19 protein-coding genes are annotated in these 24,243 nt (G+C 71.7%); 10 read left to right on the top strand and 9 right to left on the bottom strand.

The features are described from left to right. Positions 1–56: 56 nt before the first annotated feature. From ACFQRI_RS00475 to ACFQRI_RS00465, 3 genes are all read right to left on the bottom strand, one after another. Positions 57–827 (bottom strand): energy-coupling factor transporter transmembrane component T family protein, encoded by a 771-nt coding sequence (locus tag ACFQRI_RS00475; protein ID WP_380662789.1) that lies wholly within the window; start codon positions 825–827, stop codon positions 57–59. Beyond that, positions 824–2,560 (bottom strand): ABC transporter ATP-binding protein, encoded by a 1,737-nt coding sequence (locus tag ACFQRI_RS00470; RefSeq protein WP_380662787.1) that lies wholly within the window; start codon positions 2,558–2,560, stop codon positions 824–826. The genes ACFQRI_RS00475 and ACFQRI_RS00470 overlap by 4 nt, the downstream gene beginning before the upstream one ends. A gap of 83 nt (positions 2,561–2,643) precedes the next feature. Next, on the bottom strand, positions 2,644–3,228 hold the full coding sequence (locus tag ACFQRI_RS00465; protein ID WP_380662785.1) for a hypothetical protein: 585 nt from the start codon (positions 3,226–3,228) through the stop codon (positions 2,644–2,646). A gap of 729 nt (positions 3,229–3,957) precedes the next feature. Here ACFQRI_RS00465 and ACFQRI_RS00460 point away from each other — a divergent pair. From ACFQRI_RS00460 to ACFQRI_RS00445, 4 genes are all read left to right on the top strand, one after another. After that, entirely contained in the window at positions 3,958–4,665 is a 708-nt protein-coding gene (locus ACFQRI_RS00460; protein ID WP_380664546.1) for a response regulator transcription factor, read from the top strand. 233 nt (positions 4,666–4,898) lie between these two features. Further along, entirely contained in the window at positions 4,899–5,060 is a 162-nt protein-coding gene (locus ACFQRI_RS00455) for a hypothetical protein (protein WP_380662783.1), read from the top strand. A 50-nt stretch (positions 5,061–5,110) separates the two neighbouring features. After that, entirely contained in the window at positions 5,111–6,082 is a 972-nt protein-coding gene (locus tag ACFQRI_RS00450; protein ID WP_380662781.1) for an alpha/beta fold hydrolase, read from the top strand. Between the two features lie 378 nt (positions 6,083–6,460). Continuing rightward, positions 6,461–7,348 (top strand): NmrA family NAD(P)-binding protein, encoded by an 888-nt coding sequence (locus ACFQRI_RS00445; protein WP_380662779.1) that lies wholly within the window; start codon positions 6,461–6,463, stop codon positions 7,346–7,348. A gap of 41 nt (positions 7,349–7,389) precedes the next feature. On the opposite strand, the gene ACFQRI_RS00440 is transcribed toward ACFQRI_RS00445, so the two are convergent. Further along, on the bottom strand, positions 7,390–9,375 hold the full coding sequence (locus ACFQRI_RS00440; protein WP_380662777.1) for a neutral/alkaline ceramidase: 1,986 nt from the start codon (positions 9,373–9,375) through the stop codon (positions 7,390–7,392). Between the two features lie 298 nt (positions 9,376–9,673). On the opposite strand from ACFQRI_RS00440, the gene ACFQRI_RS00435 reads away from it, so the two are divergent. Next, positions 9,674–10,372, top strand: a complete 699-nt coding sequence (locus tag ACFQRI_RS00435) for a heparin lyase I family protein (RefSeq protein WP_380662775.1) — start codon at positions 9,674–9,676, stop codon at positions 10,370–10,372. A 60-nt stretch (positions 10,373–10,432) separates the two neighbouring features. Here ACFQRI_RS00435 and ACFQRI_RS00430 read toward each other — a convergent pair whose 3' ends face one another. From ACFQRI_RS00430 to benA, 5 genes are all read right to left on the bottom strand, one after another. Beyond that, complete coding sequence (locus ACFQRI_RS00430) at positions 10,433–13,111, bottom strand: LuxR C-terminal-related transcriptional regulator (RefSeq protein ID WP_380662773.1); 2,679 nt, start codon at positions 13,109–13,111, stop codon at positions 10,433–10,435. A gap of 151 nt (positions 13,112–13,262) precedes the next feature. Further along, on the bottom strand, positions 13,263–14,564 hold the full coding sequence (locus tag ACFQRI_RS00425) for an MFS transporter (RefSeq protein ID WP_380662771.1): 1,302 nt from the start codon (positions 14,562–14,564) through the stop codon (positions 13,263–13,265). 162 nt (positions 14,565–14,726) lie between these two features. Beyond that, complete coding sequence (gene benC / locus ACFQRI_RS00420; protein WP_380662769.1) at positions 14,727–17,393, bottom strand: benzoate 1,2-dioxygenase electron transfer component BenC; 2,667 nt, start codon at positions 17,391–17,393, stop codon at positions 14,727–14,729. Positions 17,394–17,404: 11 nt separating this feature from the next. Next, positions 17,405–17,941, bottom strand: coding sequence for a benzoate 1,2-dioxygenase small subunit (gene benB / locus ACFQRI_RS00415; protein ID WP_380662767.1), 537 nt, complete (start codon positions 17,939–17,941; stop codon positions 17,405–17,407). Between the two features lie 37 nt (positions 17,942–17,978). Continuing rightward, complete coding sequence (benA, locus tag ACFQRI_RS00410) at positions 17,979–19,355, bottom strand: benzoate 1,2-dioxygenase large subunit (protein WP_380662765.1); 1,377 nt, start codon at positions 19,353–19,355, stop codon at positions 17,979–17,981. Positions 19,356–19,594: 239 nt separating this feature from the next. Between benA and ACFQRI_RS00405 the strand changes: the two genes are divergently transcribed. From ACFQRI_RS00405 to ACFQRI_RS00385, 5 genes are all read left to right on the top strand, one after another. Then, positions 19,595–20,503: a LysR substrate-binding domain-containing protein gene (locus ACFQRI_RS00405; RefSeq protein WP_380662762.1), complete on the top strand. Its 909-nt coding sequence runs from the start codon at positions 19,595–19,597 to the stop codon at positions 20,501–20,503. Next, entirely contained in the window at positions 20,500–21,603 is a 1,104-nt protein-coding gene (locus ACFQRI_RS00400; protein ID WP_380662760.1) for a mandelate racemase/muconate lactonizing enzyme family protein, read from the top strand. The genes ACFQRI_RS00405 and ACFQRI_RS00400 overlap by 4 nt, the downstream gene beginning before the upstream one ends. A 30-nt stretch (positions 21,604–21,633) precedes the next feature. Beyond that, the gene (gene catA / locus ACFQRI_RS00395; RefSeq protein ID WP_380662758.1) at positions 21,634–22,479 is read left to right on the top strand and encodes a catechol 1,2-dioxygenase; all 846 of its coding nucleotides are present in this window, start codon (positions 21,634–21,636) and stop codon (positions 22,477–22,479) included. Positions 22,480–22,504: 25 nt separating this feature from the next. Beyond that, positions 22,505–22,786, top strand: coding sequence for a muconolactone Delta-isomerase (gene catC, locus ACFQRI_RS00390; protein ID WP_380662756.1), 282 nt, complete (start codon positions 22,505–22,507; stop codon positions 22,784–22,786). A gap of 140 nt (positions 22,787–22,926) precedes the next feature. Then, positions 22,927–24,201, top strand: coding sequence for a benzoate/H(+) symporter BenE family transporter (locus ACFQRI_RS00385; RefSeq protein WP_380662754.1), 1,275 nt, complete (start codon positions 22,927–22,929; stop codon positions 24,199–24,201). Positions 24,202–24,243 lie beyond the last annotated feature (42 nt).

Raw genomic sequence — 24,243 nt, 5'->3', positions numbered from 1 at the left:
TCGGCGCGGTGATCGCTCGACCCACCGGGTGCGCCCGGCCCGGTGGGCCAGGTGCGTCACGCGCCGAACAGCGGGGTGAACCGAGCGAGGGCCACCGCGGTGTAGAGCACGAGAGCGGTTGCGAGCAGCCCGATGTCGGCCGCCCCGATGCGCGTGAGCGTGGCCGTCGGACGGCGCTGCTGGAAGGAGAAGCCGCGCAGCTGGAGCGTGGACATCATGGTGCCGGCCCGGCGCGCCATGATGATGATCGCCGGGATGAACAGCTTCGCCGCGTTGCCGAAAGCGCGCATCGGGCGGCGGATGCTGAGCTCGATGCCCTTGATCTTCATCGCGTCCACCGTGCGGAAGATGTCGGCCAGGCTCGCGTACATCAGCAGGAACGCGTATCCGACCAGGAAGCACAGCGGCTCGGGCACCCGGAGCCCTCGCATCCCGTCGGTCAGCTGGTCCGGGGACATCGTCGACAGCAGGGCCAGGCTCAGGAACAGCGCGGCCGACCACGCGAAACCGAGCCGCATGCCGAAGTCCAGATCACCGCCGACCGCGCCGAAGTCGCCCGCGGCGACCCCCCGCCACAGCGGGACGATGACCAGCCCGACGAAGTTCGGCAGCTGCAACAACCACAGGATCAGCAGGGCCAGCGGTGGGACGCGGGCGACGATGCTCAGCGCGAGACCCACGACCGTGGCGCCGAGCATCCACTGCCAGGACGGGGCGGTGTAGAGGAACACGATCACGACGGCGAAGAGCACCAGCTTGATCCGCGGATCGCGGCGGTGCAGGAAGGTGTCCTTCTCGGTGAACAGCAGGGGGACGCGCATGCTCATGCCTCCTGGTGGATCGAATCGAGCTGAGCGGCGAGCTCGGCGACCGAGAACGCCTCGACACCCAGGTGGGAGGCGACTTGCGCGGCTCGCGGCGGCAGCAGGGACGTGCGGGCGAGCGCCTCAGCCCCGTCGGCGCCGAAGACCTCTCGCGGGCTTCCGCCGGCGACGACCCGGCCGCGCTCGAGCAAGGTGACGCTGTCCGCGGTCTCGGCGACGAGGTCGAGATCGTGCTCGACCATCACGACGGCGGTGCCTCGGTCGCGGAGCTGGTGGAGCAGGTTCCGCAGCGTGGCGCGACCCGGCGCGTCCAGCGAGACGCGAGGTTCGTCGAGCACGAGGACCGCCGGTTCGAGCGCGAGCGCCCCCGCGATGGCCACGAGCTTGCGGCAGCCGCGGGACAGGTGCGTCGGGTCGGCGTCCAGCTGCTCGTCCGGGATGCCGGCCAGCAGCCGGGCCCGCTCGACGGCCTCGTCGATCTGCTCGTCGCTGAGCACCACCTCGCGCCGGAACCAGCCGCGGCGGCGCAGGCGGCGCTGCCGCAGGGGGTAGGCGACCTCCTCGCGAACCGTGCGCTCGGTGATCTGCTCATCGGGGTTCTGCAACGCCGTGCCCACCGCGGTGGCCAACTCGGCGGGCGAGTGCTCGCTCGTGCTGCGACCGCCGACGAGCACCTCGCCGGTGCTGGGCCGCAGCAGACCGCACAGCAACCGCATGAGCGTGGACTTGCCCGCCCCGTTCCCGCCGACGACCGCGTGGACGCGGCCCGGTTCCACCTGCAGGGACACGTCCTGCACCGCCGCCGTGCCGTCGCGGTAGCGGTAGTCGACATCGCGCACCTCGACCGCCCAGTCGCGCGGCGGTGCAGCGAGGTCCGGCACCGGCTGCGATCGCCCGGCCGCGGGGGCGGGCGGCTCCGGGATCGGCCGGGTGGCGGCGGCGAGCTCGTCGGTGGTCAGCGGTTCGCTGCGGAGGTCGGCCGCCCTGGCGATCTGCACCACCGTGGGCGGTTCCACCTGGGCGTCGGCGAGCAGGTCGACGTCGCGCAGCAAGGTCGCAGCCGATCCGTGGGCCTTCGCGATGCCGTCCTGCAGGACCAGGACCTGGTCGGCCACCCCGACGAGGAGGTCGACGTCGTCTTCGACCACCACGAGGGTCATCCGCGCGGAGAGCTCGCCGACCAGCTGGCGGATCTCCTCCTTGCCGGTCGGGTCGAGCAGCCCGGTGACGTTGTCGAGCATGAGCAGCTGGGGGTCGCCGGCCAGCGCCGCGGCGATCGCCACGCGCTGCTGCTGACCGCCGGAGAGCTCCCAGGTGCGCTTGCGCTCCAGGTCCAGGTGCCCGAGGCCCAGGTCCTCGAGCAGTCGCCGGGCGCGCTGCCGGGCGTCGGAAACGGGAGTTCCGCGGTTGATCAGCGGTGCCATCACCTCGGAGAGCACGGTGATCTGGGTGAGTTGGGATGCGTAATCCTCGAAGACGAGGCTGACCCGCTGGGCGACATCGCTCATCGGCGCCGAACGCGGATCGATCCCGCCGACGTCGAGGTCACCACCGGAGGTGCCGCCGGTGCTGCGAGGGGCGAGCCCGGCCAGCGTCATGCACAGCGAGGTCTTTCCCGCTCCCATCGACCCGACGACCCCGAGAACCTCGCCGGTCCGGAGTTCGAGGTCGATTCCCTCGAGGGCTGCGCGAGGTTGATCTGCGTAGGTGAGCTCGAGGTTGCGGGTTCGAATCATGGGTTCCTCTGTTCGTGAAATTGCGGTAGCCCGGGCGGCGTTCCACCACCCGGGCTACGTCTTTCGGGACTCAGCTCAGCCGATCACTTGGGCAGCGGCGTGAATCCGAGGAGCCGCTCGATTCGCCCGTGCAGGGCGAAGACCAGCGGCACCGTGACGACCGCGCCCATCAGGACGCCGTGGGTGACGGTGTTGCCCGCGGCGCTGTAGAGCGTGACGCCCACGCCCTCCTCGCCGAAGGCCAGGAACGCGGACGCCTCGATCACGGCCTGCACCAGCGAACCGGCGATGCAGGCGAGGCTGACTCGAACCCAGTTGAGGGGCTTGCCGCCCATCAGGTACCCGGCCAAGGCGAAACCGATGAAGTAGCCGGCGAAACCGAAGGGGTCGTCGACCTCGTACCCCTCGATGATGTCACCGATGGCCTCGCCCACCGCGGCACCGAGCGGGATCGCGAAGGTGGGCAACCCGCGCGGCAGCAGAGCCAGGAACAGGAACGCGATGAAGAAGGGCTTGAAGTCGATGTCGACCGGGATCTCCGGGATGCGCTCGAAGATCAGCAACCCGAAGAAGAACAGCACCGCCACCAGCGCAGCGACCACCATGACCTTAGGCGTGTTCGGCTGCGCTCCCGGACGTGCTCCGGTCATCTTTTCCTGCGTGCTCATACCTTTTGCTTCTCCCAGCCAATGGGGTGACACCGCATCGCTCACGGCATCGACGTCGTGGGCCAGTGCTTCCCTCAGCCGACGGATCACACTGCTCCCGCCTGGCGCGTCCTCGAACGCGCGACGACGGGCCCCGCACTTGCGAGACCCGCGCATCAAAGATGTTCGAGCTGAATATCGGGTGAATCGAAGGAGTCCAGCACGACGAAGAGCGAAAAAGATCGACTCAACGCACCCGCGGTAATTCGCGGAACACGGCACGTGCTCAGTTCGGTTCCCCCGCGCGGCGAAATGAGATCGTTGAATTCTCATTCCGGCGTACGCCTCGGTTTCACCCTGCATTCATGTCGGGTGCCTTCAATCTGCGGCGTCTTCCGAACGCGGGCCCGCCCGACCTACGCCGCGGCGGTCGGCCGGGCGAGGTTCGCGGGAGCGCACGCCGGCATCGGGTGCCTCGGGCGAACTGCCGCCCGCTCGACTCCGGTCGAGCCGATTCCCGGTCCGCGGCATCGGTGGACGGGCCCTGCTCCGCGCGAACCGCACGACGACCCACGAGATCGAAGGTTTGATGAACGAGCAAGTCACGGAACGCACCGCCCGGGCCAGGACGGAGGACCGCATCGGCGAGGGCTTCCGCTGATGACCCCAGCCGCCGCCTCGACGCGACCGACGTCCGCCGGGCGAAGCTCGTGCCCCACCCACTGCACCTCCGTCCGGCGCCGGGCGTTGGTGCTCGCCGTCGAGTCGAACGCGCGAACCGTCCGCGAGCTCCGGACCGGGCTGTCGACCTCGCGCACCGAGGTGGTCGACTGCGCGGATCCTGCGGAGGCGTTGCTGCTCCTGGGCCGCTTGTGCCCGGACGCGGTCGTGCTGGGCGAAGTGCTGGGGAACCTGACGCCGCTGACGTTCCTCCGGATCGCGCGCGGGCAAGACCCGGATCTGCCCATCGTGGCCGCCGCGGACTCGCCGACCAACCAGTTCGCGGTGCAAGCCGCCGAGAACGGCGCTACCGACGTGGTGGCCCGCCCGGCCGACCCTCACGAGCTGCACGACGCGCTGAGGCTGGACGAACACCGGCCACAACCACTCGATCTGGGGCGGTTGCGGATCGACGGGTCGCTTCCCCGGATGTGGGTCGACGGCGAGGAGGTGAAGCTGCCTCCGCGGGAGCTCGCGGTGCTGCGGCTCCTGGCCCACCGCGTCGACACCACGGTGTCCCGGGCCGAGCTCGTCGAAGCAGCGTGGGGTCCGCACGGGAGCGACGTCGACAACTCGCTCAGCGTGCACGTCATGCGGCTGCGGCGCCGACTTCGCGAGACCAGCGGCAGCGGTCAGTGGATCACCGCGGTCCGGGGCGTCGGGTACCGCTTGCGCGTCCCGCCGCGCGCATTCCGCTCCGATCTAGCGACCCCCGACGACGACGAGCGCTCGAGCTGAGCTGGACCAGGTGGTTAAGGGACGAACCCTCGCCCCGCAGCGGATCGCGCTCCCACACCGCCACGCACGCAGCAGCCGGTGGGCACGAGGCGGCAGCACATGCCCCGGCACCGACGCCGCGTACGTCGAAGCGTCCCGAGCTGAGCACGCTTCGTGTTTACATCACCCCCCGGATTCCTAACCTGTTCGGGTTATTGCTTGAACCGGCAGTCACCCTTGGTTACGTTGGCGGGATGAGTCACGGTTTGGTCACGGCCCGGTTCGGGTCGCCGTCCGGGGCCGTCGTGGCCCGATCTTCGCCGACCTGGAAGGTGCCGGAGCAGCTGCCCGGCTGGGCCGATGGACTGGGGAACGTGCTGGTGAGCGCCGTCCGCGGTGAGGGCGTGCGCTCGTGACGATCTGCGCGCCGACACAGAACCCCGTCCGGGCGCGGATTCAGCTGGCGTTGCGCCAGCTGCGCGCGTCGGTGCCCGGCCTCACCGCGCGACCGTCGCCGCCGGCCGGAGCGGCAGCGCGGGAACTGCGGACCCCCGCCGCCGACGGCGTGACGGCGACCACCGCTGACGGAGTGCCGCTGCACGTCGAGATCGACGGCGATCCGCAGGCGCCGGTGACGGTGGTGCTCTGCCACGGCTACCTGGCCGACCACGACATGTGGCTGTTCCAGCGCCCCTCGCTGGCCCGCAGCGCCCGCGTGGTCGCCTACGACCACCGCGGCCACGGCCGGTCCGAACTGGGCGGGAAGGGTCGGCTCACCCTCGACCAGCTCGGTGCGGACCTGGCCGCGGTGATCGACCAGGCCGCCCCGAGGGGGCCGGTCGTGCTGGTGGGGCATTCGATGGGCGGAATGGCCATCATGTCGCTCGCCGAACAACGCCCCGAGCTGTTCGGCGACCGCGTGGTCGGCGTCGGCTTGGTGACGACCGCCGCAGCGCCGGTCAACGGCCGGGCGGTGCTGCCGCCCGAGACCGCCAACCTCGTGCTGGCCGCCATCGACCGGCTGCGCCTGACGCGGATCTCGTGCCACGTCCTGCGGCACGCGGCCCTGGTCGCCGCGCGCAGCTTCGCCTTCGCCTCGCGGGTCCCGCCCGCGCTGGTCGACTTCGTGCTGCAGCTGACCCGCTCCAACCCGGTGCACGCTCTGGTGGCGCTCATCCCGGAATTCCTGACCCTCGACAAGCGAGCTGCCCTGCCGACCCTGGGCGACGCCGCGACGCTGGTGATCGGTGCCGAGCACGATCAGACGATCCCCGCCGGGAACAGCGCCGCCATCGCCGAAGCCATCCCGGGCTCCCGGCTGACGATGATCCCGAACGCGGGCCACATGGTGCCGCTGGAACACCCGCGACTCGTCGACGAACTCCTCCGCGACCTGCTCACCCGCGCCACGGCCGGCCCGGTGCGCTGCCGCGATTAGCGCGCCGACCACCGGGCACCGGGCCGACCGACGGCGGCGCGATCCGCGGGATCAGGGCTGTTCGGGGGATCGGTGGCGGGACGAGCTCGGGTACGTCTTCGGACCGCCTGGCTGGGCACCGTCCGACCGCACTCCCGCCGCTACGCAGGTGCGCACCGAAAAGACCGCATGAGCACCGAAAGCCGCGCCGGGCGGACGGTCACGACGCCCGAGCGGTCGACGGCCCGCACGCGCGGTCCCGAGCGCGTCGGCGCTGACCGAGCGCGTGCCGGTCGGGGCGAGCCGCTGACCGATGGCGGCTTCGCTGCGCGGTCGCGGTGGGGTGAGGTGCTGGCCGATACGATCGACCGACGAACCGCTGGAGATGGGAATGCCGCGATGCTGGTGCTGACCGGCCCTTCGGGCAACGTGGGCGCTGCGCTGGTCGACGAGCTCGCCGAACGCGCGACGAGCCCGTGGCGGGTGGCCTGCAGGCACCCCGAGGCGCAGGGCGAGCGCGTCGGGCGAGCCGGAGGCGAGACCGCCGGGCTGGACTTCTTCGACCGCTCGACCTGGCCGAGCGCGCTGGCCGGGATCGACGAGCTCTTCCTGCTGTTCCCGCTGCCGGGCAACCGGGCCGCCCGCGAGGCGATCCTGCCGTTCCTGCGGTTCGCCGAGCAGGCCGGTTGCCGGCACGTGGTCTACGTGTCGGTCTTCGGCGCCGACAAGGCCGCGTTCATCCCGCACCACAAGATCGAGCAGCACCTCTTCGCCTCGACGATGTCCGCGACCGTGCTGCGGTGCAGCTTCTTCATGCAGAACCTGCACCGCACCATCTCCACCCACGGCATCGACATCGTCGAGCGCGGCGAGCTGTTCGTCCCCGCGGGAAGCGGGCGGACGACCTTCGTCGACGCCCGCGACGTCGCCGTCGTGGCCGCCGACGCGCTGCTGGGACCCGCGCCGCCGAGCGGCGACCGCGTGCACCACCTCACCGGACCGGCCGCGCTGACCATGCACGAGGTCGCCGCGGCCTTGACCCGGCACCTGGGATATCCGGTGCGCTACCCGCGCCCCGGCGCGCTGCGCTTCGCCGCGCGGCTGCGCGCACGCGGAGTGGGCTGGGACAGCATCGGTTTCATGAGCGCCGTCTACGCCCTGACCCGGTTCGGGCTCAACGAGCCGCGCACCGACGAGCTCGCCCAGCTCCTCGGCCGACCGCCGCGCGGCCTGGAGGACTTCCTCGCCGACACCGCGTGGCGCTGGCACCAGCGCGCCTGGACCTGAGCGCCGCGGGTCCCCGGCTCCCGAGCGTTCGTCCTCGTCGGTCAGCTCACCACGAACTCGCGCGTGACGCCGGTGAACGACGCGATCGCGCCGCCGGTCTTGCGGTCGCCGTGGTGCACCAGCCGGTACCGGCCGCCGGCCGCGTCCGGCGGGATCTGCCAGGTCAGCGTCGCGGCCGACGAGGCCGCGCCGGTTCGCCGCCAGCGGTAGGTCGTCGACCAGTCCCGGTCGTCGGCCACCGCGGTCCACCGGCCTTCCAGGAGCCGCTGGACCTCGGTGAACGTCCTCCCGCGGCGCAGGTCGTTCTTCGGGTGGCCGGTGACGAACTCCGCGGTCACCCGCTCGCCGGTCCGGTAGCGGGTGCGCGGCTGGGCCAGCACGTCGCCGAAGTCGTGTCCCGGCGGGGGCGCGTCGAACAGCACGCCGGGCTGGAAGCTGGGCACGGTGCCGGTCATGTCCGGCGGCAGCTGCCCGATGGCGACCTGACGACCGTCTCGCATCGCCGCGGCGATGCGGCTGAACTCCTGCTGGTACGCGGGCAGGGTGTAGCGGCCGAACAGCGTCGAGGCTCCCTCGTACTGCTGGCTGTCGTACTCCTCGGGTGTGGTGACGTACTGGCTGTAGGCGTTGGCGTATCCCTGGACCAGCACATCGCTCAGCGGTACGCCGAGCTCGGCGGCCACCGCGCGGCGGATCCGCAGGCCCGCGACGACGGTGAACTCCGCGGGCCCCGCGGCCAGGTGCAGGTCGCCGATGCGCATCAGCTGCACCGGCAGCACCTGCGGGCACCACGGGTGGGGCTGCATCGCCCCGAAGGGCACCGCGACGATCTTGGGGGACTGCTCGTCGGCGAGCTCGGGCGGGACCGGCGCGTTCGCACCGCCGAGCCACTCCAGCAGCGGGTTGCGCATGCCCTCCGGGACGGGCAGTCCCGGGCCGTCCTCGCGGCTGCCGGCCAGCATGGACACCCCGATCGCGGCCGTGCAGGTCCGGTGCTGCCGTCCGTCCGGGGTGAACCGACCGTCCACGGCGACCGCGGACATGTCCACGTAGCAGAGCCGGTGGTCCACCGCGGCGCTCATCGGCCGGGTGGCGGCGTCGAATGCGGCCCTGGCAGCGCGGAGCTGGCGTTCGCCGATGATGCGGGTGTTGTCGAACTCGTTGTCGGTGGGACCGGTTCCGGGTTCCAGGGCGAGGTTGGGCGACATGTCCCCGGCGTTGGTCTGGGCGAAGCAGGCCACGAATCCGGGGTCGGTGGACTCCCACGCGTAAGCCGCGTAGCCCTTGTTGTCCGAGCTGATCAGCCGATTGGTGTTGGTCATCGAGGTGCCGTGAGTGGCGAACCAGCAGATCGCGCCGACGTCGCGCTCGCCCTGGCGGAAGCGCAGCACGGTCACCCCCGGATCGATGGCGTCCGGGAAGTGCGCGCGGTCGGCTTCGGGGTTGCGGTCGAAGGCCTCCCGCGAGCGGTTGGCGCTGGCGTCGGTCAGCTCGGCGCGCCCCATCGCGACGGTTCCGGGCTCGAGGTCCTCGTGCGCCCGGACGATGGCCTCCACGATGCCGGAGACCACCGCTTCGAAGACCTGCTCCTGGAACCCGAAGGTCGCCAGGTCGTAGGCGGCGTAGTGCGAGTCCCCGCCGCAGGCCGCGTGCGTGTGCGTGGCGTTGAGCAGCACGTTCTGCTCGGTGTAGCGCTCGCCGTAGGTGCGCGCGAGCCGCCGCAGCACCTCCTGGTGCACCGACTGGAACAGCGCTCCCAGCTCGGCGGTCGCGAACACCGCGCACCGCGCGCCGTCGTCGACGACGAACGCCCGGACGAGCGTGCGCAGGTGGATGCCCGCGGTCTGCTGCTGGGGCATCGAGTAGCCCATCATGCCGTTCTCGGCCGCCGGGCCGGTCACGTCGGCCACCCCGCGCCCGACCAGGAACCGAGCAGCGCGGCTCTCGCCCGAGGCGGGCAGCCCGATCGATGCGAACACCGGCGCGACCGCGGCGGCGGTCAGCACCTGCCTCCTGCCAACCGGCATGCGACGGCACTCCCCTCCGTGAATGTGAAGCACGTTCACGTTCATCGAATGCCGGGAGGCTACGCCACCTCTCACGCCGCGCCAAGGGTTTTGCGCCCCGAGCCGGAAGGTCGAGCGCGCGGCCGGCGCCCCCGGAGGCGCGAATCGGTCAGCTGCGCACCGGACGCTTGCCGAGCACGGAGAGGAGCGCCGCGGCGTCGCGTCGGACGTTCGCCGGTGAATCGCCCTGCACGAACTCCAACAGCGCGCGGCCCCGATCTAGCCTCCCAGAAAAGCAGCCATCCGGAGGTCTTCAACGATGAAGAGATCCACTTTTGCGACGCTGATGGCGGCGTTCTGCCTCGTCCCCGCCGCGCCTGCCCACGCCGCGACCATCTGGGACGGCGATGCCTCGAAGGGGACCGGGGTCTTCGGTGCGGTCCTGTGCTCGGATCCCGCGAGCCTGACCCACCAGGACGACGACGGCCGCGGCGAGGTCTGGAAGGTCAACAAGCCGCTGGGCCTCGAACGCTGCGAGGCCCACGACATCCGGGTCGGCGGGACCGAGTACGCCTGGCGCGAGGGAGCCGCCTACTACCTCGGCTGGGACACGATGACCAACACCGACGACGCCGGAACGATCTTCCATTGGAAGTCCAACGGCACCAATGATCAGCACCAGCAGAACTACCCCGTGCTGATCGAGGTGGAGGGCGGAGTGCTCAAGGTCTTCCACATCAAGGTCGGCGAGCGGTGGACCCTCGCCTGGAGCACGCCTGTCGAGCGCGACACCTGGAAGCGGGTGGCGCTCGGGATCCACACCTCCAGCGACCCGAGCCGCGGTTGGGTGGAGGTCTACTACAACGGCAGGCAGGTCCACTCGTTCACCGGCCGCACCTGGGACGACCTGGGCAACAAGCCGCGCTGGGGCAGCTACGGCGCCGAAGTCGTGGACAACCGCGTGATCAACTGGATGGACGGAATGAAGGTCGGCACGTCCTACGCCGACGTCTCCTGAACCGCGAAGGGACCTCCCGATCGACGAGGCCAGATCACCGCGGCTGCCGGACCTCCTCGATCAGTCCTCCGCGGGCGGGTCGGGGTTGTTGCGGGCGGCCAGTTCCGCTCTGGAGCGGATGCCGAGCTTCGCGTAGACGCGGGTCAGGTGGTACTGCACGGTCTTGCTGGAGAGGAACAGCTCGGCCGCGACCTCCTTGTTGGACATGCCGCGCGCGACCAGTCGGGTCACCGCTTCCTCCTGCGGGGTCAAGGTCTTCGGCGCCGGTTCCGCTCGGGCCCGGTGCACGCCACCGGCTTTGAGCTCGCGGTCGCAGCGCTCCACGTAGGTGGTGGCGCCCATCGCGGCGAATCCGTCCCTGGCGGCGCTGAGCACGACGTCGGCCTGGGCGCGGCGGCGCAGGCGGCGCAGCGCCTGGCCGTAGCTGAAGTTGATCCGGGCCTGGTCGTAGCGCAGCGGCAGCGCGCTGATCAGCTCCAGCGCTTCGTCGAAGGAGGCCGATGCGGCGGCGACGTCGCCGCGGGCCCCGTGCAGGCGGCCGCGCGCGGAGGCCAGGCGGGCGCGCATCGAGGTGTGCCCGCGCTTGGCCGCCGCTCTCTCGTGCCGGGTCAGGAACTCGTCGGCCTCGTCGAGGCGGCCCAGCAGGACGAGTGCGTGGGCGTACATGTCCTGCCACGGCCAGTGCCCCGGCTCGTCGGTGCTGGAGCTCGGCGAGGTCCTGGTGAGCGGGTACAGCGCGCGCAGCACGCCGGCGGAGTCGGCGCGGGCCTCGGCGAAGTGCGCTCGGGCGAGCTGGCTCGGGATCCGCATGATCTGGTAGTCCCCCGCGCCGGTGGCGCTCTGCAGCAGCACTTCCTCGGCGGCGTCGAAGTTGCCGCGCAGGGCGTGCACCGCGGCGGCCGTCCAGAGCAGCAGCGGGCCGGTGAGCAGGATCCCGGTGCGCTCCTGCATCTCCATCGCGTCGCGCACGGTGGTCAGCGCCTCGTTCCACTCCCCGGAGAGGAACTGGACCCTGGCCAGCCAGGCGCGGGCCCACAGCGAGATGCGCGCCGAGCCGCCCAGGTAAGCGGTGGGTATCGCGCTCTCGAAGTCGACCCGCGCGTCGTCGATCCGGTCGGAGATCAGGTTGATCCAGCCGCGCGCCATCGTGGCGCGCTGCCACTGCGCGCCGTGGTGCAGGCGGGCGGTGAGGTCGTCGTAGTGGCGCTGGGCCTGCTTCGCGCTGCCGGTCGCGGCCAGCCCGATGCCGCGGATGGCCTCGGCTTCCACCGCGGTCGGCGTGTTGGCGCCGGCCAGCTCGATGGCCCGGTCCGCCCACAGCACGAGGTCGCGGCCGTCGTAGCGGCACAGCGCGTCCAGCACGTAGCGCTGGCAGATCAGCGCCGCGGTCTCGGGCTCGCGGTCGGCGTTGACGATGTCCCAGGCGCGGCGGAACCGGTTGCCCGCTTCCGCGGCGCGACCCCGGACCGTGGCGAGGTAACCGAGGACCGCGTCGCGCAGCGGGGTTTCCCGGATGCTCTCGACCTCCGGGATCAGCGCCGTGGCGCGGAAGACGTCACCGGCGCCGATGAGCGCGTCGACGGCGCGGGTGAGCCGGGCCTGCCGGTGCTCCGGGTCGTCGGTGAGGCGGCTCGCGTCGCTGAGCAGCGTCGCGGCGGTCCCCCAAGCTCCTTCCGCGGCGCGTTCGCGGGCGAGGTCGTCGAGGCGACGGGCGACGTCGGCGTCCGGCACGGGGCTGGCGGTGGCCAGCAGCCGCAGCGCCCGGACCGGGTCGTCGACCAGCTCGGCGGCCCTGCGCTGCAGTTCGGCGCGTCGCGCGGGCCCGATGCAGGTCAGCACTGCGGCTCGCACCATCGGGTCCGGTGGGCTGACGAACGTGAGCCCGCGCGGCACGAGCTCGACGAGACCCGCGGCCGTGGTCTCGTCGATCAGCTCCAGCGCATCGGAGTCGAGGTCGGCCAGCGCCAGCACGTTGCGGACCGCGGCGTTCGCGCCGAGCACCGCCGTGGCCTCGGCGAACCGGCGCGCGCCCGAGGCGCACGCCGCGAGGCCCTCGCGCACCCCCGCGTGGACGGCGGCGGGGGCGGGCAGCGCCGGCTCGAACTGCGACCAGGTGGTGCGGGGCAGCTCGGTGAGCAGCTGCACCGCCGGTCGCGGTCGGCCGAGGGTGTGCCGCCGCAGGCGCTCGGCCATCGACGAGTGCAGCGGGACGCCGCGCGCGGCGGCCAGCTCGCCGATCTGCGCGGCGTCCAGCGGCGGGACGTCGGGCACGTCGGTGGCGATGCGCGGCAGCAGGTCCAGGACCTCGGCGGCGGCCCGGCGATCTCCGGTGGTCGCGGTGGCCAGCACGTGCAGCGCGAGCTCGGGGTGGTGCCGCTGCGCCGACGCCAGGGTGCGCAGCGATTCCACGTCGGCGAACTGCGCGTCGTGGAGCACCAGCACCGCCGAGGGCGCGAGCCGCGCGGCGAGCTCCGCGGCCGTGCCGAGCGGATCGGACGTCGGCAGGTCGGCGAGCAGCTGGAGCAGCAGGGCGTACGGGCGGGCGGACTCCCACTCGGCGGCCGTCGCCCGCAGCACGGGGCCGTCCTGACGCCGGGCGAGGTGCTCGGCCAGCGCGGAGGTGCCGATCCCCGCCGGCCCGGTGAGGAGGACGAAGCGGCTCCGGCCGGTCTGGAGGGTCTGCTCCAGCCCGGCCACGAGCTCGTCCCGCCCGATCAGCGACTGCGCTCCTCTGGTCACGTCCACCTCGTTGGTCCGGGGCGCGTGGCGGCCGCGGGTCGATCGCGGCTCGTCGCTCCGGCGACGACGAATCACCGCGCCCGGGCCCTCCGCTCGGCGATCCGCGCCCGCCCGACGGCGCTGACGCGGCCGTGGACGGGCGCGGAACAGCCTAGACGGAGCGCGGACTCGCGGCCGCCGCAGCGGGCGCCGGGAGTTCCTCCTCCGCCTCATCGCGTGAACGGGGCACCAGCAGCGTCACCACCGCTGCTCCGGCCGCGATGGCCGCGAACAGGTGGAACGCCGTGGTGCCGCCGAGTCCGGCGCCGACGAGCAAGCCGCCGACCAGCGGGCCGACGATGCCGCCGATCCGGCCGAAGCCCGCGCACCACGCGACACCGGCTGCCCGGGCCCTGGTCGGGTAGTAGTTGGACACCAGCCCGTAGATGAGCACCTGCGTGCCGATCGTGCCGATCCCGGCCAGGGCCACCGCGAGCAGCAGCACGATCATCGGGAGCTGCAGCGGCAGCAGCGCCAGGGCGCACGCCGCGAGGACGAACGTGGTGGCCACCACCCGCTTGGCTCCGGCGCGGTCGGCCCACAGCGACGCGAGCAGCCCTCCCGCGATGGCGCCGAGGTTCAGCACCAGCAGGAACGCCATCGAGTAGTTCTCGCCGTAGCCGTTGTCGGCCATGATCTTCGGCAACCAGGTGTTGAGCCCGTAGGTCAGCAGCAACCCCGCGAAGCTCAGCGAGCCCAGCAGCACAGTCGGCCAGGCCAGCTGCCTCGACGCCAGCGCCGGGAATCCCGCGCGGGCGGTTCCTGCCGGGGCCGCCGGCGCGGTGGGCAGGGCGACCCCGGTGCGCTCGGCCAGCGCCGTCGCCTCCGCGATCCTGCCGCGGGAGGCGAGCCACTTCGGCGATTCCGGGAGCTTCACCAGCGCGAGCGGCAGCACCAGCACGATCGGCAGGGCACCGATCCAGAACAGACCCCGCCAGCCGACCAGGTCGTCGAGCACGAGGGCCAGCAAGCCCGCCAGCACGCCGCCGGCGGGCACACCGCTGTAGACGACGGCGTTGAGCCGGTTCCGCCGCCCGGGCTCGGCGAATTCCGCCACCAGCGGGCCGACCGTCGCCACCAGCGCGCCGACCCCGATACCGGTGAAGAACCGGCCGATCCCGAAGGCGGTGACGTCCTGGGTCAGCGCGGTCGCGCCCATCCCGACGGAGAACCAGGCGAGGTTGATCAGCATCATCCGGCGGCGCCCGATCAGGTCGCCGAAGGTGCCCGCGGTGAGGGCTCCCACGAGGACTCCGACGAGCGCGTAGCTGCCGAGCGCACCCGCTTGACCGGGCGTGATCGCCCCGAGCTGGGAGGGATCAGCCAGCAGGGTCGGCAGGACGGTGCCGTAGACGACGAGGTCGTACCCGTCGAACACGAGCACGATGGTCGACAGCGCGACCACCCAGGACACGGTTCGTTGACGCCGGCGCGTCGTTGAGCCGGTTTCGGGCATGAGGGGCTCCCGGTGCGGTGTTGGTGGGAAGAGGTCCGGCCCGATCGGGCCGGTGTGGCGGCGAGCAGCCGCACGACTGGGACGCGGGGCGGGGGCGCTGCTCCCCCGCCCCGGTCGGCGTCAACCGAGGTCGCCGCCTGCGACCGGCAACACGGTGCCGGTGATGTAGGACGCCTCGTCGGAGGCCAGGAAGGCGATCGCCGCGGCCTGCTCGTCCAACGTGCCGTAGCGCTTCAACAGCGACGTGCTCACGGTCTGGTCGATGTGGGCCTGGAACCAGGCCTGCTCCTGCTCGGTCTCCAGCGCCGAGCCACCGCGGGGGATCCGCCGCGGCGGAGCTTCGGTCCCGCCGGGGGCGGTGGCGACGACCCGGATCCCCGAGTCGGCGCACTCCAGCGCCAACGACGCGGTGACCGCGTTGATCCCGCCCTTGGCGGCCGAGTACGGGATGCGGTGGATGCCCCGCGTGGCCGCCGACGAGACGTTGACGATCACACCGCTGCCGCGCTCGGTCATCGAGGGCAGGGCGGCCCGGCAGGCGAACAGCGTCGTCAGCAGCGAGCGGCGCAGCTCGGTCTCGATCTGCTCGGGGGTGAACTCGGCGAACGGCTTGAACCAGATCGCTCCCCCGACGTTGTTGATCAGCACGTCGATCCGGCCGTACCGGTCGAGCGCCGCGTCCACCGCGGCCTGCGCGCCCTCCCACGTCTCCAGGTCGGCGACCGCGGACGCACCCGCCAGCTCGTCGGCCAGCCCTTCGACCAGCTCCGACCGGTCGGCCAGCACCACGTCGCCGCCCTCGGCCGCGACCCGGCGGGCCGTCCGCTCCCCGATGCCCTGGGCGGCGCCGGTGACGACCACGACCTTGCCGGTGAAGCGCCCCGGGGTGATGAACCGCGGTCGCTTCGCCGCTTCGGCGTCGGCCATGGCCCGCCGGGTGGTGACCTTGGAGCGCTCGGCGTGCTCGGCGATGAGCCGCCGGGCGGTGGTCCGGTCGCCCGCCTCGAAGGCGCTCACGATGTCGAGGTGGTCCTGGGTGCAGCGGGGGTGGCACCAGGTGGCGTTGCGCAGCGTGGTCTCCATGTGGCCCTGCACGCCGAGGGCGCGGTAGGCCTGCAGGAGGTGCTCGTTGCCGGTGAGGGTGAACAGGTAGTCGTGGAAGGCCGCGTTGGTCTCGGTGTAGGCGGCGGCGTCGACGAACCGGTCGCCGTCGACGTGCGGGACCGCGGACTCGGCGAGCAGCCGGTACCCCGCGAGCTGCTGCGAGGTCAGCCTCCCGATGGTGAGTTCGACGGCGCCCAGCTCCAGGGCCTGGCGCGCTTCGAAGACCGCGTCGGACTCGTGCACCGACGGGTGCTCCTCGCCGATCTCGTAGCGATCGGGCGCGGGCTCGGGTGCGACGAGCGGTTCGAGGGAGGGCCGCGCCGGCAGGACTTCCTGCCCGGCGATCGAGCGGGCCTCGGCGTCGCCGATCAGCGGCTCGCCGCGATCGAGGGCGCCGGTGGCGCGACCCGTTCCGGTCCAGATCCGCTGCCCGGCGATGGCGCTGGCCGCGACCGCCTCCTCCTCGACCGGTCGAGCCGAGCCGGAGTGCAACGGAGGGACGTGCGCGGACGGGAAGATGTTCTGCCCGGCGACCTTCCGACCTGCGGCGGGATCTTCGGCCTGCACCGCCGCGGGTTCGGGCTCCGGTTCGGCCTCGACCTCGGGTTCGGGCGCGGGCTCGACCTCGGCGGCGGGCTCCGGAGCCGCCTCGACCTCGGCCGCCGGTTCGGGCGTCCCGGCGGCGAGGGCGAACTTCTCGTAGTAGAAGCCGGTGGGCTCGAACCCGTCGTCGGCGAAGTGCTCGCGCACCGCTTCCACCATCGGCGGCGGCCCGCACAGGTAGACCGCGACGTCGCCGCCGTGCAGGTGCTCGTCGCGGATCAGCGTGGTGACGTAGCCCTTGTTGGGGGCGGTGCTGCTCGGGTCGGCGACGCAGTAGTCCCAGGTGAAGCCGTCGAGCTCGGCGGCGAGCTGCTCCACCGCGCCGACCTCGACGAGGTCGTCGTCGGTGGTCACGCCGTAGATCAGGTGGACCGGGCGGGTGGACCCGCTCGCCCGCATCGTGCGCAGGATCGACAGGATCGGTGCCAGCCCGGTGCCACCGGCCAGCAGCAGCACCGGCCGGTCGGTCTCCCGCAGGAAGAAGCTGCCGTGCGGGCCGGTGAAGGTCAGCTCGTCACCGGGCTTCGCCCGCTCGGTGAGGTACTCCGACATCACCCCGCCCGGGGTGATCTTGACCAGGAAGGTCAGCAGCTCGTCGTCGGGCGCGCTGCTGAACGAGTACGAACGCGTCTGGTCGGTGCCCGGAACCGCGATGTTGACGTACTGCCCCGGCAGGAACGCGAGCTCGCTGCGCTCCGGGGTCTTCAGGGTGAGCGCGACCGTGGTGGGCGAGAGCCGCTCCACCGCGGCGACCGTGGCCGGATAGGTGGCGGCCTGCGTCTTGGCCACGGCCGAGGTGCTGGCGATCCGCAGCACCAGGTCGGACTTCGGCTTCATGCTGCACGGCAGCACGTAGCCGCGCTCGGCCTCGGCACCGGTGAGCGCGTCGTCGATGTAGGTGCCGCCGTCGTACTCGCCGGACTCGCAGAACGCCTTGCAGGTCCCGCACGCGCCGTCCCGGCAGTCCAGCGGGATGTTGATCCGCTGCCGGTAGGACGCGTCGGCCACGGTCTGGTCGGGGGCGCACGTGATGAACCGGGTTACGCCGTCCTCGAAGGACAGCGCGACTTGGTGGGTCATGGCGGCCTCGCTCAGATGTGGTAGACGTCGACGACGTGGTGGATGTAGTCGTTCTTGAGCACCACGGTCTTCCGGCGGATCAGCGGCGCCGGCCCGGAGAAGTCGATGGTGTAGAACGACGTCCCGTAGTAGAGGTCCACGTTCTTGTACCGGAAGTACATGGTGTGCCAGTTGAACCGGACGTCCACGACGTCCCCGCGGCGCTCGATCAGCTCGACGTTGCTGATGTTGTGGCTGGTGCGCGGTTCCGGGATGGACGTCGCGCTGGAGCGCTCGGTGCGGATCCGGAAGACCCGGTCCTCCAGGCCGCCCTTGTTCGGGTAGTAGATCAACGAGATGTCGGTCTGCGGGTCCTCGGTGAGCAGGTCGTCGTCGCCCCAGGACGGCATCCAGAAGACGACGTCGTCGGCGTAGCACTCCAGCCACTTCTCGAACTCGCGGTCGTCGAGGTAGCGGGCCTCGCGGTAGAGGAACTGCTCGATGTCCTGCTGGGTGATCAGCTTGGCGGGGGCCGCAGGGGTCTCGGCGGCGTCGGCGTTGACGGTCATGGGGATTCTCCTGGCGCGGTGGGGATCGAGGTGGGGCTCACTCGGAGTCGGCCGCGGCCGACCGGGCGCGTTCGGCGGCGATGGCGGCGCGCATGGTCTCCTGCCAGTAGCCGTGCTGGACCGGGTAGAGGCCTTCGTCCTCGTTCTTCTGGCCCGCCGAGATCACGCCCTTCATGTCGAGGGCTTCGGCCACCTCGTCGGGACCGTTGAGCCAGTGCTGAGCGCCGCGGCTCATGTCGTTCCAGGGCGCTGCGGTGGCGCGGAAGGTGAGCTGGCAGGAGCGGAACTCCTCCAGGTCGTCGGGGGTGGCCATGCCGGAGGCGTTGAAGAAGTCCTCGTACTGGCGGATCCGCCAGGCCCGCGCCTCGGCGCTCTCGCCCTTCGGGGCGATGCAGTAGATGGTGACCTCGGTCTTGTCCGGCGCGATCGGCCGGAAGTGCCTGATCTGGGTGGAGAACTGGTCCATCAGGTAGACGTTCGGGTACAGGCACAGGTTGCGCGAGCCGCGGACCATGAAGTCGCCCTTGGCCTCGCCGAACTCCTGCTTGAGCTCGTCCAGCCTGTTCCACAGCGGACGGTCCTGCGGGTTGCCCGCCCACGTCCACAGGCACAGGTGCCCGTTCGGGTAGGACCAGTAGCCGCCGCCGGACTTGCCCCAGCTGCCCGCGTCGAGGGTCTTGGTGCTGTTCTTGGACTCACCGGTGTCGCGCCGGGCCGTGGTCGCCGCGTAGTTCCAGTGCGTGGCCGTGACGTGGTAGCCGTCGGCGCCGTTCTCGGCCTGGACCTTCCAGTTGCCGTCGAACGTGTAGGTCGACGCGCCGCGCAGCACCTCCAGCCCCTCCGGGGACTGGTCGACGAGCATGTCGATGACCTTGGTGGTGTCGCCGAGGTGCTCGCTCAGCGGCACCACGTCCGGGTTGAGGCTGCCGAACAGGAAGCCGCGGTAGGAGTCGAACCGCGCGACCTTGGTCATGTCGTGCGAGCCGTCGTTGTCGAACGACTCCGGGTACCCGGCGTCGTCGGGGTCCTTGACCTTGAGCAGCTTGCCGTCGTTGCGGAACGTCCAGCCGTGGAACGGGCAGGTCAGCGTGGTCCGGTTGTCCGTCTTGCGGCGGCAGATCATCGCTCCGCGGTGCGCGCAGGCGTTGATCAGGCAGTGCAGCTCGCCGTCCTTGTCCCGGGTGATCACGACGGGCTGGCGGCCGATGTGGGTGGTGAAGTAGTCACCCGGGTTCGGCAGCTGGCTCTCGTGCGCGAGGTAGATCCAGTTGCCCTCGAAGATGTGCTTCATCTCGAGTTCGAAGATCTCCTCGTCGGTGAAGATCCGCCGGTTGGCCCGGTACACGCCGGCCTCGCGGTCCTCGACGACCGCGTCCGCGACGACTGCGGACACGTGGTTCAGCATCTCGGTCATGGATCCTCCAACGGCCCAGATCGACTCTGATCGGCCTCTCGGCGACCGCGTCGCCGTGGCATGACCCCGAACCATGACAGCCCGTGGTGCCGGTCACACCGGACAAAAACCTAGATCTGACCTAGGGTGCGATTCATCGATGCCCCTTATCAATCCCGCGAAACCAAGTCTTTGTCTTCGATGAGCGGCTTCCCTACCGTGAGGAAAATCGGCGACGAGGACGAGGGAGGAGGCCCGCCGTGGAGCTTCGCCACCTGCGCTACTTCGTCACCGTCGCCGAGACGTGCCACTTCGGGCGCGCGGCCGAGCAGCTGCACATCGCCCAGCCCGCGCTCTCGCACGCGATCCGCCAGCTGGAGGAGGAGCTCGGCGTCTCCCTGCTGGCCCGCACTACTCGGCAGGTCCGGGTGACCCCGGCCGGCGAGTTCTTCCTGGGCGAGGCCCAGCGGGTGCTCGACGCCGTCGACGCCGGGGTGCGCGGGGTCCAGCGGATCGGCGAGGGGCAGCTCGGGATGGTGCGCGTCGGGTTCACCGGCACGGCCGCCTTCTCGCACCTGCCCCACCTGGCCCGGGCGCTGGCCCAGCGAACCCCGCAGGTCGAGCTGGAGGTCCGCGCCGAGCTGCTCACCGCCGAGCAGTGCGCGCAGCTGCGCGACGGCACCCTGGGCATCGGCGTGCTCCGCCCGCCGGTGACCGGCGACGACATCGACTACCGCGTGATCGAGGTCGAGCCGCTGGTCCTCGCCGCGCCCGCCGACCACCGGCTGGCCGGTGAGCCCGTGGTGTCCACCAGCGACCTGCGGGCCGAAGCGCTGGTGACCTACGACGAGCGCGATTCCGTCGTGCACGCGGCGGTGCTGCGCAGCTGCCGGGACGCCGGGTTCACCCCGAACCAGCAGCACCGGGCCCCGGGCACCGCCGCGCTGCTCGCGCTGGTCGCAGGCGGCCTGGGCGTCGGGGTGGTGCCCGCATCGGCTCGCTCGCTGCCGCTGGCCGGGGTCGTCTTCCGCGACCTCGTCGGCGCGGCGACCGTCGAGCTGGCGCTGGCCTGGCACCGCGAGACCAGCTCACCGCTGGTCAACGCCGTCCTCGCCGAGCTCGAGGACGTCTTCCCGTCCGCACGACCACCGACAGAGGCCGGTTCATGAAGATCACCCAGGTGGAGGCGATCCCGTTCGCCATCCCGTACCGCAAACCGCTGCGCTTCGCCTCCGGTGAGGTCTGCGCCGCCGAGCACGTGCTGGTGCGGGTGCGCACCGACGACGGGATCGTCGGCGTGGCCGAGGCGCCACCGCGACCGTTCACCTACGGCGAGACCCAGGCCGGGATCGTCGCGGCCGTCGATTCCCTCTTCGCGCCCCAGCTCACCGGGCTGAGCCTGCTCGACCGCGAGACCGCGCACGCCCGGATGGAGCGCACGGTGGGCAACCCGACGGCGAAGTCGGCCGTCGACATGGCGATGTGGGACGCGCTCGGGCGCAGCCTGGACGTCTCGGTCACCGAGCTGCTCGGCGGCTACACCGACCGGATGCGCGTGTCGCACATGCTCGGCTTCGACGAACCGGCCGCGATGGTCGCCGAGGCCGAGAAGATGCGCGACACCTGGGGGATCACGACGTTCAAGGTCAAGGTCGGGCGCCGCCCGGTCTCGCTGGACACCGCCGTGGTGCGCGCGCTGCGCGAGGGGCTGGGCGATGCGGTGGCCCTCTACGTGGACGGCAACCGGGGCTGGACCGCCGCGGAGTCCGCCCGCGCCATGAAGGAGATGGCCGACCTCGACCTGCTTTTCGCCGAGGAGCTGTGCCCCGCCGACGACGTCCTCGGCAGGCGTTGGCTGGTGCGGCAGCTCGACGTTCCCTTCATCGCCGACGAATCGGCCGTCACGCCCGCCGACGTCACCCGCGAGGTCCTCGGCGGGTCCGCCACGGCGGTGAGCATCAAGACCGCGCGCACCGGCTTCACCCGCTCGCAGCGCACTCACCACCTCGCCGAGGGGCTCGGTCTGGAAGTCGTGATGGGCAACCAGATCGACGGCCAGCTCGGTTCCCTGTGCACCGTCGCCTTCGGCGCGGCCTACTCGCTGACCTCGCGCCGGGCCGGCGAGCTGTCCAACTTCCTGGACATGAGCGACGACCTGCTCGCCGAACCGCTGCGCATCACCGACGGCGAGCTGATCGTCCGCCCCGGCGCCGGTCTCGGCGCCGAGATCGATCCCGACAAGCTCCGGCACTACCGCCAGGACCGCTGACCGCCACCACCGCGAAACGAGGAGGATTCCATGACCACAGCCCGCGACACCGCGACCGCGGCCGCTTCGGGTGCCAACGCGACCGAGCGCTTCAAGAGCGACAAGCTCGTCGGCGTGGAGAGCACGCCGCCCGAGCGCGTCAGCCTGCTGGCCCGCTCCGTGCTCGACGCCGTGCACGCCGCGATCCGCGAGCACAAGGTGACCTACGACGAGTACAACGCGCTCAAGGCCTGGCTGATCGACGTCGGCGAGGACGGCGAGTGGCCGCTGTTCCTCGACGTGTGGGTCGAGCACGTCGTCGAGGAGGTCGCCACCGAGCACCGCGAGGGCAACAAGGGCACCATCGAGGGCCCCTACTACGTCCCGGACGCCCCCGAGCGGGGTTCGAGCGGCTCGGTGCCGATGCGGGAGGACGAGCCCGGCACCCCGCTCACCTGGACCGGCCGGGTCAGCTCCACCGACGGCACGGCGCTGGCCGGGGCGAAGGTGGAGCTGTGGCACGCCGACGCGGACGGCTTCTACTCGCAGTTCGCGCCGAGCATCCCGGAGTGGAACCTGCGCGCGTCGTTCACCACCGACGCCGAGGGCAACTTCGAGATCCGCACCGTCCGCCCGGCCCCGTACCAGATCCCCACCGACGGAGCCTGCGGCAAGCTCATCGCCGCGGCCGGTTGGCACGCGTGGCGCCCGGCGCACCTGCACGTCAAGGTCTCCGCCCCGGGCCACGAGCTGCTGACGGCGCAGCTGTACTTCCCCGGCGACGAGCACAACGACGACGACATCGCCTCGGCCGTCAAGCCCGAGCTGATGCTCGACCCGAAGCCCGCCGACGGTGGGGAGACCATCGAGTACGGCTTCGTCCTGGACCCCGCCTGAGCCGCATCCCGCAGGAGACGCACCAGTGCTTTACCACATCCGCATGGACGTGAACCTCCCGCCGGACCTCGATCCGGACGAGCGCGCGGACCTGCTCGCGCGCGAGAAGGAGTACAGCCAGAAGCTGCAGCGCGAGGGCAAGTGGCCGCACTTGTGGCGGATCGCGGGCGAGTACGCGAACTTCTCGGTGCTCGACGTCGCCGACCACGACGAGCTGCACGCGCTGCTGTCCGGCCTGCCGCTGTTCCCGCACATGGACATCGAGGTCACCCCGCTGGCGGCGCACCCGTCGAAGATCGAGGGCTGAGAGGGCCGCCCAGGTCGGGGCGCTGCGGACCGAGTCCCGCGGCCCGAGACGAACCAGCAGCAGTTCGATCCGCGGCTGCCGGGTGTCCGCGGGCGGCACCCGGCAGCCGGGGACCAGCGCGTCCTGACCGAGGAGGTCTCTTGACCGGCACGCTCGACGAGACCGACCGCGACGAAGCCGTTCGCCAGCACCGGTTCGAACGCCCCGCCGCGCCCACCACCGGACCGCGCCGGGTGCTCCGGGACCTGAGCGGGTCCTCGATCGCCGGCGGGGTGGTCGGTCTGGTCTTCTCGGCCACCGGACCGATCGCCGTGATCCTGTCCGCGGGCGCCGGCGGCGGGCTGAGCTCCGGTCAGCTCGCGTCCTGGGTGTTCGGGGTGTTCTTCCTCAACGGCGTGCTCACCGCGCTGGCGTCCTGGCTCTACCGGCAGCCGCTCGCGTTCTTCTGGACCATTCCCGGGACCGTCGTGGTCGGCGCGTCGCTGGACCACCTGCGCTGGCCGGAGGTGCTCGGCGCGTTCGTGGTGACCGCGCTGCTGATCCTCGCGATCGGCCTGACCGGTTGGGTTCGCCCGATCATGGCCGCGCTGCCGATGCCGATCGTGATGGCGATGGTCGCGGGCGTGTTCCTGAGCTTCGGGCTCGACCTGGTCACCGCGACCGGGGCGGACGCGGGCCTCGCCGTGCCCATGATCATCGCGTTCGTGCTGCTGAGCGCGTTCCCGCGGGCCGGCAAGCTGCTGCCGCCCATATTGGGCGCGCTGATCGCCGGTGCGCTCGCCGTCGCTGCCTCGGGACGCTTCGAGCCGACCGGCGCGGGCTGGCTGGCGCAACCGCTGCTGCAAGCGCCGGAGTTCTCCTGGCGCGCGATCACCGAACTCGTCGTCCCGCTCGCGATCACCGTTCTGGTGGTCCAGAACGGCCAGGGCGCCGCGGTGCTCAAGCAGGCCGGTCACCGACCGCCGATCAACGTGGCAGCGGTGCTGTGCGGGCTCTGGTCGCTGCCCGCGGCGGCGGTCGGCGCGGTCTCGACCTGCCTGACCGGCCCGACGAACGCGCTGCTGGTGGCCTCCACCGAGCGGTCCCGCCAGTACACCGCTGGCGTCGTGTGCGGCATCGGGGCCGTCGTCGTCGGGCTCTTCGCACCCGCCTTCGTGCGCTTCATGCTGGCGACGCCGCCGGCGTTCATCGCCGTGCTCGGCGGCCTGGCGATGCTGCCCGCCCTGCGGGGCGCGTTCATCACCGCCTTCCGCGCGGACTTCGCGCTGGGCGCGCTGGTCGCCTTCCTGGTGACGGTCTCGGACGTGAGCCCGCTGAACATCAACTCGGCGTTCTGGGGACTGCTCGCGGGCGCGCTGGTCTCGCTCGCCCTCGAACGCGCCGACTTCGCCCAGCGCAGGACGTCGACGCAATAGGCGGTTGCGGGCGGAGCCGGGACGGACCTCGTCGCCGATCGC

This window comes from Saccharopolyspora griseoalba, assembly GCF_042665275.1.
In the GTDB taxonomy this organism is placed as follows: Bacteria; Actinomycetota; Actinomycetes; order Mycobacteriales; family Pseudonocardiaceae; genus Saccharopolyspora; species Saccharopolyspora griseoalba.
This window is presented reverse-complemented; position numbering and strand designations above follow the sequence as displayed.

Coding starts and splice junctions, on each gene's coding strand:
- benB (WP_380662767.1), bottom strand. CDS start 17,941: ATGACCGTCAACGCCGACGCCGCCGAGACCCCTGCGGCCCCCGCCAAG.
- ACFQRI_RS00445 (WP_380662779.1), top strand. CDS start 6,461: ATGCTGGTGCTGACCGGCCCTTCGGGCAACGTGGGCGCTGCGCTGGTC.
- ACFQRI_RS00455 (WP_380662783.1), top strand. CDS start 4,899: ATGAGTCACGGTTTGGTCACGGCCCGGTTCGGGTCGCCGTCCGGGGCC.
- ACFQRI_RS00470 (WP_380662787.1), bottom strand. CDS start 2,560: ATGATTCGAACCCGCAACCTCGAGCTCACCTACGCAGATCAACCTCGC.
- ACFQRI_RS00465 (WP_380662785.1), bottom strand. CDS start 3,228: ATGAGCACGCAGGAAAAGATGACCGGAGCACGTCCGGGAGCGCAGCCG.
- benC (WP_380662769.1), bottom strand. CDS start 17,393: ATGACCCACCAAGTCGCGCTGTCCTTCGAGGACGGCGTAACCCGGTTC.
- ACFQRI_RS00435 (WP_380662775.1), top strand. CDS start 9,674: ATGAAGAGATCCACTTTTGCGACGCTGATGGCGGCGTTCTGCCTCGTC.
- ACFQRI_RS00440 (WP_380662777.1), bottom strand. CDS start 9,375: ATGCCGGTTGGCAGGAGGCAGGTGCTGACCGCCGCCGCGGTCGCGCCG.
- benA (WP_380662765.1), bottom strand. CDS start 19,355: ATGACCGAGATGCTGAACCACGTGTCCGCAGTCGTCGCGGACGCGGTC.
- ACFQRI_RS00475 (WP_380662789.1), bottom strand. CDS start 827: ATGAGCATGCGCGTCCCCCTGCTGTTCACCGAGAAGGACACCTTCCTG.
- ACFQRI_RS00400 (WP_380662760.1), top strand. CDS start 20,500: ATGAAGATCACCCAGGTGGAGGCGATCCCGTTCGCCATCCCGTACCGC.
- catA (WP_380662758.1), top strand. CDS start 21,634: ATGACCACAGCCCGCGACACCGCGACCGCGGCCGCTTCGGGTGCCAAC.